Source organism: Nocardia sp. BMG51109, assembly GCF_000526215.1.
In the GTDB taxonomy this organism is placed as follows: domain Bacteria; phylum Actinomycetota; class Actinomycetes; order Mycobacteriales; family Mycobacteriaceae; genus Nocardia.
The window spans coordinates 3092061-3106017 of the sequence record NZ_JAFQ01000004.1; the positions used below are offsets into that span (position 1 = coordinate 3092061).

Consider the following 13957-nt stretch of genomic DNA (forward strand, 5'->3'; position numbering starts at 1 on the left):
GGCACCATGGTCGTGGTCGACTACTACACCTCCCGCTCGCCCGAGCAGTTCCTGGAACTGCTGCGCCGCGAACGGGTCACGGTGCTGAACCAGACGCCGTCGGCGTTCTATCAGCTGGCCGCCGCGGAGCTCGCCGAGGAGCAGTCCTACCACCCGGAGCCGGTCGCCCGGCCGCTGTCGCTGCGCTACGTGGTGTTCGGCGGCGAGGCGCTGGAACTGCGCCGCCTCGCCGATTGGGTTGCCCGGCACGGTGATTCGGTGCCGCGGCTGGTGAACATGTACGGCATCACCGAGACCACGGTGCACGTGTCGTACCGCGCGCTCGACGCCGCCACCATCGCCGCCGCCACCGGCAGCGTGGTCGGGCGGGCGATCGCCGGGCTGCGGGTGTACGTGCTCGACGAGCGGCTGCGGCCGGTCCCGGTCGGCGTGGCCGGTGAGATGTACGTCGCCGGACCGCAGCTGTCGCGCGGCTACCTCGGGCGACCGGACCTGACCGCCGCGCGGTTCGTGGCCGACCCCTTCGGGGGCGCGGGCGAGCCCGGGTCCCTGCTGTACCGCACGGGTGACGTGGCGCGCTGGAACCGGCGCGGGGAGCTGGAATACCTGGGCCGCGCCGACGATCAGGTGAAGGTCCGCGGCTTCCGGATCGAACTCGGCGAAATCGAGGCCGCCGTGCTGGCCCAGCCGGGCATCGCCCAGGCCGCCGTGATCGTGCGCGAGGACCAGCCCGGCGATCAGCGCATCGTCGCGTATCTGGTGCCCGAGCCGGATGCCGCGCCGTCGCTGGAGGCCGTCCGCGACGGAGCCGCCGCCGGCCTGCCGTCCTACATGGTGCCGTCGGGGTTCGTGCTGCTCGATCGAATCCCGTTGACCGTCAACGGGAAACTCGACCGGCGCGCCCTGCCCGCGCCGGCCGCGCGGACCCGGACCTTCCGGGCGCCGGAGACGCCGGTGCAGGAGACGGTCGCCGCGGTGTTCGCGCAGGTGCTGGAGCTGGCCCGGGTCGGGCTCGACGACGACTTCTTCGCCCTCGGCGGCAACTCGCTGATCGCCACCCGCGTGGTGTCGCGGATCGGTGCGGAGCTGGGCCTCTCGGTCCCGGTGCGGGCACTGTTCGAGTCGCCGACGGTGGAATCCCTTGCGGCACGCCTGGAGTCGCACTCCGGCGGCGAGGCCCGGCCGCGCCTGGTGGCGCGCGAGCGGTCGGCGGAGCAGCCCGCGCCGCTGTCGTTCGCGCAGCAGCGGATGTGGTTCCTGAACCAGTACGACACCTCGTCGTCGGCCTACAATCTGCCGCTGGCGATCCGGCTGACCGGCGAATTGGACATCGCCGCACTGAAATTGGCGATCTTCGACGTGGTGCGCCGGCACGAGTCGCTGCGTACCCGGTATCCGGAGAGCGACGGCACCGCGACGCAGGTAACCGTCCCGGCCGAGCAGATCGCTCTCGATCTGCACGCGTACCCGGTCGAGGAGTCTCATCTCACCACCGCGGCAGCGGAATTCGCCTCCGACGGCTTCGACGTGGCCGAGGAGGTCCCGCTGCGGGCCCGGCTGTTCCGGGTGGAGTCGGCGGCCGCGACCACCGACCACGTTCTGATCGTCGTGGTGCATCACATTGCGGCGGACGGCTTCTCGATGGGCCCGCTGGCCCGGGACACGATGAGCGCCTACACCGCGCGCACCCAGGGCGCGGCCCCCGGCTGGGCGCCGTTGCCGGTGCAGTACGCCGACTTCGCGATGTGGCAGCGGGCGGTGCTCGGCTCCGAGGACGATCCGGGATCGCTGCTGGCCGCGCAGGTCGAGTACTGGCGGCGCGCGCTGGACGGGCTGCCGGACGAGCTGACCCTGCCGGTCGATCGGCCGCGCCCGGCCGTGGCCTCGCATCGCGGCGCCACGCTGCACACCACGCTGTCGCCGGAGCTGGTGGCGGCGCTGGAAAATATTGCCCGGCAACGGGGTTCGTCGCTGTTCATGGTGCTGCACGGCGCGCTGACGGTGCTGCTGGCGCGGCTGTCGGGCGGCGACGACATCGCCGTCGGCACCCCGATCGCCGGTCGCGGCGAGGCGGCGCTGGACGACCTGGTCGGCATGTTCGTCAACACCCTGGTGCTGCGCGCCGGGGTCGATCCGGCCGAGCCGTTCACCGCGCTGCTCGACCGGGTCCGGCACACCGACCTCGAGGCGTTCGGCAATGCCGACGTGCCGTTCGAGCGGCTGGTGGACCTGCTGGCGCCGGAGCGGTCGCAGGCCCGCAATCCGCTGTTCCAGGTGGCGCTGTCGTTCCAGAACATGGAGCGCCCGACCCTGGAACTGCCCGGTCTGGCCGTGTCGGCGCTGGACCTCGAGGAGAACATCGCCCGGTTCGACCTGCAGTTCACCCTGTCGGACAACGCGGCCGCCCGTGCGGGTGGGATGGCTCTGGCGCTGACCTACGCGACGGAGCTGTTCGACGAGTCGACCGCGGCCGCGATCGTGACGCGCTGGCAGCGGGTGCTGGCGGCGGTGGCCGCCGATCCGGAGATCGCCGTCGGGGCCATCGATATCCTCGACGCGGCCGAGCGTGCCGAGCTGGTGGAACGCACCGGCGGCCCGCAGGTTCCGCCGCGGACGCTGCCGGATCTGCTGGCGGACGCGGTCTCTCGCGCCCCGTCGGCGACGGCGGTGGTGTTCCGGGACGTCCGGCTCACCTATGCCGAACTCGACGAGCGGTCGAATCGCCTGGCGCGCTTGCTGATCGAGCGCGGGCTGGGTGCCGAGGACCTGGTGGCCATCGCGGTGCCGCGGTCGAGCGATTCGTACTTCGCGGAGTGGGCCGTCACCAAGTCCGGTGCCGCCTTCGTCCCGATCGATCCGACCTATCCGGCCGATCGCATCGAACACATGCTCACCGATTCGGGTTCGCCCGTCGGCCTGACCGTCGCCTCGGTACGCGCCGACCTGCCGGATTCGGTGGACTGGCTGGTGCTCGAGGACCTGGATACGGACGCGTACAGCGCCGCGGCGGTCACCGACGCCGACCGGGTGCGGCCGTTGCGCCCGCACAACCTGGCCTATGTCATCTACACCTCCGGCTCGACCGGTGTGCCCAAGGGCGTGGTGGTGCCGCACGCCGGCCTGGCCAACTTCTGCGCCGAGCAGGTCGAGCGCTACGCCCTCGACTCCGATTCGCGCACACTGCATTTCTCGTCGCCGAGCTTCGACGCCTCGCTCATGGAGCTGCTGCTCGCGGTCGGCCCGGCGGGTGCGCTGGTGGTCGTGCCCACCGGCGTGTTCGGCGGTGAGGAGCTGTACGGGCTGATCCGGCGCGAACGGGTCACCCATCTGTTCATCACGCCGGCCGCGCTGGCGACGTTCGACCCGACCGGCCTGGACAGCCTGCGCGTGCTGGCGGTCGGCGGCGAGGCGTATTCGCCCGAGCTGCTGGCGAAGTGGGCGATTCCGCTCGGCGACGAATCGCTCCCGGATCGCCCCGTGCGCGCTTTCCACAACATCTACGGACCCACCGAGACCACCATCGTGGTCAATATCGGTGAGCCGTTGCTGCCGGGGGACGCGCTGACCATGGGCGGGCCGAACCGCGGCATCCGGTCGCTGGTCCTGGACAACCGGTTGCAGCCGGTGCCCGACGGGGTGGCCGGTGAGCTGTACGTCGCCGGTGTGCAGGTGACGCGCGGCTACCACGCGCGCGCCGCGCTGACCTCCGACCGTTTCGTCGCGAACCCCTACGCGGACGGCGAGCGGATGTACCGCACCGGCGACGTGGTCCGGTGGACCTCGCGGCCGCGGCCCGGCGGCCGCACCGAGTACCGGCTGGAATACGTGGGGCGCTCGGACTTCCAGGTCAAGGTGCGCGGCTTCCGCATCGAACTGGGCGAGATCGACACCGCCCTGACGGCGCACGAGACCGTCGACTTCGCCACCACCATCGGCCACGAGAACGCCGCGGGCGCGGTCGTGCTGGTGTCGTATGTGGTTGCGGCGCCGGGACATTCGATCGACACCGCGACGCTGCGGGCGCACCTCGAGGAGCGGGTGCCGACCTATATGGTCCCGTCGTCGATCATGGTGCTCGACGGCATCCCGCTGACCGGGGTCGGCAAGCTGGACCGCCGCGCGCTGCCGGAGCCGGTCTTCGAGACCGAGGCCGAGTTCCGGGCTCCCCGCACGCCGCTGGAGCAGACCCTCGCCGAGGTCTTCAGCGAGGTGCTGGGCGTGCCTCGGGTCGGCGTCGACGACTCGTTCTTCGCGCTCGGCGGCGACAGCATCGTGTCGATCCAGCTGGTGTCGCGGGCCAAGGCGCGCGGCGTGATCATCACCCCGCGCGACGTGTTCGAGCAGCGCACGGTCGCCGGACTGGCGGCGGTCGCGGAAACCGGTGGCGCGGCGGGCGAGACGCGGCCGGTGCTGGCCGAGCTGCCCGGCGGCGGTGTGGGCGCCATGCCGCTGACGCCGGTGGTGCGGTTCATGGTGGAGCGGCCGGGCCTGTTCCGGCGCTTCAATCAGACACTGGCGCTGGAACTTCCGGCCGGCATCGACCGCGCGGGGATCGTGGCGACGGTCGGCGCCGTGATCGACCGGCACGACATGCTGCGCGCGCGGCTGCGCCGGCACGGTGGCGCGGAGTGGATCGTGGAGACCGCCCCGGCGGGCACCGTCGACGCCGACGCGCTGATCGACCGGGTCGAGTTCGACGCCGCTGCCGGCGACGCCGAGTTGTTCGAGATCGCGTCGGCCGCATTGGATTCCACGCTGGACCGGTTGGATCCCGAAGCGGGCGTGGTGATCCGGTTCGTGTGGCTGGAGCCGACCGCGGCGGGCCGCGAACGGGATGCAGCGGCGGGCCGCGAATGGGATACCGCGGCGGGCCGCGAACGGGATACCGCGGCGGGCCGCGAATCGGATACCGCCCCGGAGCGGGCGGGGCGCCTGGTCGTCGTCGCCCACCACGTGGTCATCGACGGTGTGTCGTGGCGCATCCTGGTGCCCGACTTCCTGTCCGCGTGGGGGCAGCTGTCCGCCGGGCGGACACCGGAACTGGCGGCGCCGGGCACCAGCATGCGCACCTGGGCGCACGCGCTGGAGCGGCTGGCGGCCGAGCGCGCCGACGAGCTCGACCGGTGGCGCGCGGTGGTCGAGGGCCCGGATCCGCTGCTCACCGAGCGGCCGATGGACCCGAACGTCGACGTGTCCGGGGTACTGGAGCGGCATCGCGTCGAGCTGTCGGCGGACGTCACCCGGACCGTGCTGACGACCGTCCCGGAGCTGTTCCACGGCGGTGTCAACGACGGCCTGGTGGCGGCGCTGGCGCTGGCGCTGGCGAAGTGGCGCGCCGATCGGGTATCCGCCGACGCCGCGGACGATTCCGTGCTGATGCGCCTGGAAGGCCATGGGCGCGAGGAGGATGTCGTGCCGGGCGCGGAGCTGTCGCGCACGGTCGGCTGGTTCACCGCGATCTTCCCGGTGCGCATCGACCTGTCCGGCATCGACATCGACGACGCGCTGAGCGGCGGCCCGGCGATGGGGCGGGCCGTGCAGGCGGTCAAGGAGCAGTTGCTCGCCGTCCCGGACAAGGGCCTGGGCTACGGCCTGCTGCGCTACCTGAACCCGGACACCGCGACGCGGCTGCCCGAGCGGCTGCCCGGCCAGGTGAGCTTCAACTACCTCGGCCGGGTCGGCGACAGTACGGTGCCCGAGGAGGCGCGCGGCATCGGCTGGATCCCGGCGCCCGAACTCGGCGCGCTCGGCGGCGGCTACGACGACGACATGCCGGTGATGGCCCCGCTGGACATCAATGCCATCGTGGTCGGCGACCGGCTCAGCGCCAATATCGGTTATCCGACAACGCTGTTGGACGCCGGCACGGTCGCCGAGTTCGGGCGGTTGTGGACCGCCGCGGTCGAGGCCGTGGCGCGGCACGCGGAGTCGGACGAGGCCGGCGGGCACACTCCGTCGGACTTCCCGCTGGTGCGCGTCGCGCAGCGCGATATCGACGGCTGGGAGCAGCGCTTCCCGGGCCTGCGCGAGGTGTGGCCGCTGTCGGCGCTGCAGGCGGGCCTGCAGTTCCACGCCCAGCTGGCCGCTGCCTCGGTCGACGTCTACACCGCGCAGGCGGTGCTCACCCTCACCGGTCGCCTCGACGCTGCTCGATTGCGTTCGGCCGCACAGGCTCTCGTCGACCGTTACGAGAATCTGCGGACCGCGTTCGTCACCGATGCCGAGGGCAACCCGGTGCAACTGGTGCTCGACGACGTGCAGGTGGCCTGGGCGGAACACGATCGCCGCCCGGCCGCCCCCGACGCCGTCGGTGACGCCACCGACCTGATCGACGCCGACCGGATCCACCGGTTCGATCTCACCGAGCCGCCGCTGATCCGGTTCACCCTGATCCGGGTCGGGGCCGACACCTGGCGGCTGGCCGTGTCCAACCACCACATCCTGCTCGACGGCTGGTCGATGCCGCTGCTGATGCGGGATCTGCTGGTGCTGTACGCCACTCGCGGCGACACCGCCGCCCTGCCGCCCGCGCGGTCCTACCGGCACTTCCTGGAATGGGTTGCGCGGCAGGACCACTCGGCCTCGATCGCGGCCTGGACGACGGCGCTGCGGGGGATCTCGGAGCCGACGCTGCTCACCCGGCCGGATGCCGGGCGCGAGATCACCGCGCTGTCCGGCGAATACGTCTTCGAGCTCGGCGAGGAGTCCACCGGACGGCTCATCGAACTGGCCGCGGAACTCGGCGTCACCGCGAACACCGTGCTGCAGACCGCCTGGGGAATCCTGTTGGGCCGCTGGACCGGTCGCGAGGACGTGCTGTTCGGCACGACGGTGTCCGGTCGGCCGCCGCAGCTGTCCGGCGTCGAATCCATGGTGGGCCTGTTCATCAACACCGTGCCGGTGCGGGTGCGTTTCGCCGAATCGGAGTCGGCGCGGGAACTGCTGGTGCGCGTCCAGGGCGAGCAGGCCGACCTGCTGGACCACCACTACGTCGGTCTCACCGAGATCCAGGCCGCCGCCGGTGTCGGCGGGCTGTTCGACACCCTCGTGGTGTTCGAGTCGTATCCGGTGGACGCCGAGGGCATCCGGCAGCAGGCCGCCGATATCGACGGCATGGCCGTCACCGGTCTGGACGCCGCCGACGCGACGCACTACCCGCTGACGCTGATCGTGCAGCTCGACACCCACGCCGACCGGCAGAACATGCGGATCCGGGCGGGATACCTGCGGGACCTGTTCGACGAGGACACGGTGCGCGGCGTCGCCGAGCGGCTGATCCGGGTGCTCGGCGCGATCGTCGACGGTCCCGACGCCCCGGTGGGCGGCATCGAGCTGTTGCACGCGGACGAGCGCGAGATACTCGTCTCGCGGTGGAACGCCACCGATTTCGACGTCGCGGCCGCGCTGTCCGACGGTGCGGTGCCGAGCGCCGACCTGGCCGCGATGTTCGAGGCGCAGGCCGAGCGCACCCCCGACGCACCCGCGGTGACGTTCGAGGGGACGACCCTGTCCTACGCCGAATTCGCCACCCGCGTCCACAAATTGGCGCGCTGGCTGATCGAGCGCGGCGTCGGGCCGGAATCCCTGGTGGCCCTGGGCATGCGGCGCTCGATCGACCTGGTGGCCGGCATGTACGCGGTGACGGTCGCGGGCGGAACCTACGTGCCGCTGGACCCGGAGCATCCGGCCGAGCGCACGCAGTACATCCTCGCGACCGCGGATCCGATGTGCGTGCTGACCTCCGGCGCGGATCTGGAGATCGAGACCGCGCAGGTCCGCATCGATCTGCTGGAGCTGTCCGGGTATTCGGGCGAGCCGGTCACCGATGCCGAGCGGCGCGCGCCGCTGCGGCCGGAGAACACCGCCTACGTGATCTTCACCTCCGGGTCCACCGGTCGCCCGAAGGGCGTCGCGGTGTCGCACGGGGCGATCGTGAACCGCCTGGTGTGGATGCAGTCGCAGTACGGGCTCACCGCCGCGGACGTCGTGCTGCAGAAGACGCCGGCGACCTTCGACGTGTCGGTGTGGGAGTTCTTCTGGCCCTTGCCGATCGGCGCCCGGCTGGTCGTCGCGAAGTCGGACGGGCACCGCGATCCGGCCTACCTGGCCGAGCTGATCGCCGCCGAGGGCGTGACCGTCACCCACTTCGTGCCGTCCATGCTCACCGTGTACGTCCAGGAACCCGCTGTCGAGCAGGGTGATTCGCTGCGCATGGTGTTCTCCTCCGGTGAGGCGCTGGGGGCGCGGTCGGCGCACCGGTTGCGCGAGCGGACCGGCGCCGAGGTGCACAACCTGTACGGCCCCACGGAGGCGGCCGTCGACGTCACCTATCACCGCGTGGTCGACGCCGACACCGACTCGGTGCCGATCGGCCGCCCGGTGGCCAACACCCGGGTGTACGTGCTGGACGGGCGGCTGCGGCCGGTTCCGGTGGGTATCGCGGGTGAGCTGTATCTCGCGGGCGACCAGCTCGCGCGCGGATACGTCGCGCGGGCCGACCTGAGCGCGGACCGTTTCGTCGCCGATCCGTTCGGCGGCGCGGGCGAACGCATGTACCGCACCGGCGATCTGGTGGCCTGGAACGCCGAAGGAGAGTTGGAGTACCTGGGCCGCACCGACTTCCAGGTGAAGCTGCGCGGCCAGCGCCTCGAACTCGGCGAGATCGAGGCCGCGCTGACCACGCAGGAGGAGGTCGCGCAGGCGGTCGTCGTGGTCCGCGGCGATCAGCACACCGGCGACCAGCTGGTGGCGTATGTCGTTGCCGCGGCGGGACATTCGATCGACATCGAGACCGTGCGCGAGGAGCTCGGGCAGCGGCTGCCGAGCTACATGGTGCCGTCGGTGGTGATCGCGCTCGATGCGCTGCCGCTCAACCCCTCCGGCAAGCTGGACCGCCGGGCGCTGCCGGCGCCGGTGTTCGAGGCCGCGACCTTCCGCGCGCCCACCACGCCGGTCGAGGAGATCGTCGCCGGCACCTTCGCCGAGGTGCTGGGCCTGGAACGGGTCGGCCTGGACGACGACTTCTTCGCCCTCGGCGGCAACTCGCTGATCGCCACCCAGGTGGCGGCGCGGCTGTCGTCGGCGCTGAATACGCAGCTCGGCGTGCGCGAGATCTTCGAGGCGTCCTCGGTCGCCGCGCTGGCGGCGCGGGCCGAGTCGCCGTCGGGCGCCGGCACGCGCAAGCCGCTGACGCCGCAGCCGCGGCCGGACCGCCTGCCGCTGTCGCTGGCGCAGCAGCGCATGTGGTTCCTGAACCGCTTCGATCCCGGTTCCGCGGTCGACAACATCCCCGTCGTGGTGCGGCTGTCCGGGCTGCTCGATCGGCAGGCGCTGCAGATCGCCGTCGCCGACGTGCTGGCCCGGCACGAATCGCTGCGCACCCGGTACCCGGAGAGCGACGGCGAGGCCTACCAGGAGATCGTGCACACCGGTCGGGTGATACCCGACCTGACGCCGATCGACGTCACCGAAACCGAACTGCCGGTGCGGCTTTCGGAGCTGGTGCTGCGCGGCTTCGACGTCACCGGCGAGGTGCCGTTCCGCGCCGGGCTGTTCGAGGTCAGCCCGACCGAGCACGTGCTCGCGATCGTGGTGCACCACATCTCCGCGGACGGCTTCTCGATGGGCCCGTTCGCCCGGGACGTGATGACCGCCTACAGCGCCCGCGTCGACGGCGGCGAACCCGCCTGGCAGCCACTGGATGTGCAGTACGCCGACTTCGCGCTGTGGCAGCGCGACGTGCTCGGCTCCGAGGCCGATCCGGAATCGGTGATCTCGCAGCAGATCTCGTACTGGACCCAGACCCTGCGCGGCCTGCCCGACCAGCTGGACCTGCCGTCCGACCGCCCGCGGCCGGCGGTGGCCACGGGCCGCGGCGCGATCCACAACTTCGAGATCGACGCCGAGACCCAGGCCCGGCTGGCGGAGATCGCGCGCACCCGCGGCGCGACCACGTTCATGGTCATGCACGCCGCGCTGGCGGTGCTGCTGTCGCGGCTGTCGGGCGAGTCGGACATCGCCATCGGCACGCCGGTCGCGGGCCGCGGCGAGCGCGCGCTGGACGACGTCATCGGCATGTTCGTCAATACGCTCGTGCTGCGCACGAACATCGACGGCGGCACGAGCTTCGCCGAGCTGTTGCAGCAGGTGCGGGTCGGCGACATCACCTCGTTCGGCTACGCGGATCTGCCGTTCGAGCGGCTGGTGGAGATCATGAATCCGCCGCGCTCGCAGGCCCGGCACCCGCTGTTCCAGGTGATGCTGTCGCTGCAGAACACCCGCCAGATCACCCTGGAGCTGCCGGGGCTGACCGTCAGCGGCGTCGAATTGCCCATCGAGACGGCGAAATTCGATCTACAGCTGGAGCTCACCGAGAGCGGTCGCCCGATCGAGGCGGGCAACGGCGCGGCTATGGCCGGGGGCATCACGGCCAAATTCGTCTACGCCACCGACCTTTTCGACGCCGCCACGATCGCCCAGCTGGCGCGCCGGTTCAACCGGCTGCTGCGGGCCATGGCCGCGACCCCGGACCGGCCGATCGGCGATCTGCCGATGCTGGACGCGCGGGAGGCCGCGCAGCAGCTGCGCGGGTGGAACGACACCGCGGTCGGGTCGGGTCCGGAGTCCTCGCTGGTCGACCTGTTCGCCGCTCAGGTGCGGGCCACGCCCGACGCGGTCGCGATCGTCGACCGGCAGGCCGGGCAGACCCTCACCTACCGCGAGTTCGCGGAGCGGGTGCATCGCCTGGCCCGTCATCTGACCGAACTCGGAGTCGGCCCGGAAACCCTTGTCGCGCTGGGGATCCGGCGTTCGTCGGATCTGGTGATCGCCGCGTACGCCGTGCTCGAGGCGGGCGGCGGGTACGTGCCGCTGGATCTCGGGCTACCGGCCGAGCGCATCGCCTACGTGCTGGAGACCGCCGATCCGGTCTGCGTGCTGACCACGGCCCGCGATGCCGACGATCTGGCGGCGGTGACCGGCGGACTCCGGGCCACCACAGACGTCCGGGTCGCGGATGCCGAGGCCACCGCCGGCCTTGGGACCGCTGCTGATACCGAGGCGATCGCTGGTGTGGAGGCCGCTGCCGACCTTGGGACGGCCGCTGTCACCGAGGCGGCCACCGGTGCGGAGGCCGCCACCGATACGCAGGTCATCGGCGCCGCGGAGACGACCGCGGATGCCGGGACCGTCGCCGACGTCCGGACCGGCACGGCGGCCACCACCAACGGCCGGTCCGCCGCCGGGACTCCCGCACACCGGACCGTCCGCATCGACGAGGTGGACCTGTCGGGCTACGCCGCGACGCCGCTGACCGATGCGGAACGCCGTGCGCCGCTGCGCCCGTCGCATCCGGCCTACGTCATCTTCACCTCGGGCTCGACCGGTCGGCCGAAGGGCGTGGCCGTTCCGCACGCCGCCGCGGTGAACCAGATCCGCTGGGTCGCCGGCGAATACGGCCTGGGCGCCGAGGACATCGTGCTGTTCAAGACCCCCGCCACGTTCGACGTGTCGGTCTGGGAGTTGTTCGCCCCGTTGGCCTCCGGCGCACGGATGGTCGTGGCCGACCCCGACGGTCACCGCGACCCGCGCTACCTCGCCGAGGTGATCGAGGACGAACGGGTCACGATGACCTCGTTCGTGCCGTCGATGCTGCGGATGTTCGCCGCCGGCGCCGACAGCGGGGCCGTGACCTCGCTGCGCGCACTGCTCGTCGCCGGTGAGGCGCTCACCTCCGACACCGTCGACGCGTTCCGCCGGATCGGCACCGCGCACCTGTACAACCTGTACGGCCCCACGGAATTCACCGTGCACGCCACGCACGCGCCGGTCGCCGAGGATACGCACGGCGCCGTGCCGATCGGCCTGCCGGTGTCGAATGCCCAGGCGTACGTGCTGGATTCGCGGCTGCACCCGGTGCCCTCGGGCGTCGCGGGTGAGCTGTATCTGGCGGGCGATCAGCTCGCGCGCGGCTACTTCGGGCGCACCGACCTGACCGCCGACCGGTTCGTCGCGAACCCGTTCGGCGTCGAGGGCTCCCGCATGTACCGCACCGGTGACCTGGTGCGGCGCAACGCCGACGGGGCGATCGTGTACCTGGGCCGCACCGACTTCCAGGTGAAGCTGCGCGGCCTGCGGATCGAGCTCGGCGAGATCGAAACCGCGCTCACCGATCACGAGTCGGTCGCCGAGTCGGTGGCCCTCGTGCACTCCGACGCGCACACCGGCGACCGGCTGGTCGGCTACGTGGTGCCCGCGGACGGCCATGGTGATCCGGCCGCGGGCGGGCATGTCGACATCGACGCCCTGCGCGAGCACCTGTCGTCGCGGCTGCCGTCCTACATGGTGCCGTCCGCGTTCGTGGTTCTGGCCGAGCTGCCGCTGAACCCGAACGGCAAGCTGGACCGGCGCGCGCTGCCGGAACCCGAGTTCGAGGCGCGCGAGTTCCGCGCACCGTCCACCCCGATCGAGGAGATCGTCGCGGGCACCTTCGCCGATGTGCTCGGGCTGGACTCGGGCCGGCGGGTCGGCGTCGACGACGACTTCTTCGAGCTGGGCGGCAACTCGCTGATCGCCACCCAGGTGATCGCCCGGCTGGGCGCCGCGCTCGACACCCGGATTCCGGTGCGGCTGCTGTTCGAGGCGCCGACGGTCGGGGTGCTGGCGCGGCGGATCGAGAGCGAGGCCGGCGCCGGTCGGCGTGCCCTCGTGGCCGGCCCACGGCCGGAACGGATTCCGCTGTCGCTGGCGCAGCAGCGGATGTGGTTCCTGAACCGGTTCGATCAGCAGTCGGCGGCCTACAACGTGCCGGGCGCGGTGCGGCTGACGGGCACGATGCATGTGGACGCGCTGCGCGCGGCGATGGCGGACCTGGTGGCCCGCCACGAGATCCTGCGCACCGTCTATCCGCAGACCGAGGACGGTCCGGTGCAGGTGATTCTGCCTGCGGCGCAGGCGGTTCCGGAGCTGGAGCTGCGCACGATCTCGACCGCGGACGCCGCGGCGGCCGTGGTGGAGCTGACCTCGACGGTCTTCGACGTCACCGCCGAGGTGCCGGTCCGGGTCGCGCTGTTCGAAATAGCCGACGCGGATACCCCGGAGGGCGAGTCCGAATACGTACTGGCACTGGTGATTCACCACATCTCGGGTGACGGTTCGTCGATGGGCCCGCTGACCCGGGACCTGATGACGGCCTATGCGGCCCGCGCGGCGGGGGAGGCGCCGAGCTGGGAGCCGCTGCCGGTGCAGTACGCCGACTACAGCATCTGGCAGCGCGAGGTGCTGGGCAGCGAGGACGATCCGGAATCGCCCGCGGCCCGGCAGGTGTCGTACTGGCAGCGGGCGCTGGCCGACCTGCCGGATCAGCTGGATCTGCCGGCCGACCGGCCGCGTCCCGCGGTGCAGACCTTCGCCGGCGGCAAGGTGCCCGTCCGGATCGACGCCGAAACCCACCGGGCGCTGGGCGAATTGGCGCGCGCCGAAGGCGCGACGCTGTTCATGGTCGTGCACACCGCGCTGGCGGTGCTGCTGTCGCGGCTGTCGGGGACCGACGACATCGCGATCGGCACCCCGATGGCCGGCCGCGGCGAGGCCGCCCTCGACAACCTGATCGGCATGTTCGTGAACACGCTGGTGTTCCGCACCCGGGTGGACGCGGGCGAGTCGTTCACGGATCTGTTGGCGCGTCAGCGCGAGGTCGACATTCAGGCGTTCGCGCACGCGGACGTGCCGTTCGAGCGGCTGGTGGAGGTGCTGAACCCGGCGCGGTCGACGGCGCGGCATCCGCTGTTCCAGGTGGGCCTGTCGTTCCAGAACCTGGCGCAGACCAGCCTCGAGCTGCCCGGCCTGCGGCTGTCCGGGCTCGACCTGGACACCCAGCTGTCGCAGTTCGACCTGCACCTGATCGTGGCCGACAACTACGGCGCGGCGGGCGAACCCGCGGGCATCGACGGCTTCTTCA

At 71.8% G+C, this 13957-nt stretch carries 1 protein-coding gene (running past both ends of the window); it reads left to right on the forward strand.

The whole window is internal to a non-ribosomal peptide synthase/polyketide synthase gene (locus D892_RS0115555; RefSeq protein WP_156959521.1) on the forward strand: the coding sequence, 52956 nt in all, runs 15321 nt past the left edge and 23678 nt past the right edge, and what appears here is coding positions 15322-29278 — codons 5108 (complete) to 9760 (partial); the first complete codon in view begins at position 1. The start codon and the stop codon both lie outside this window.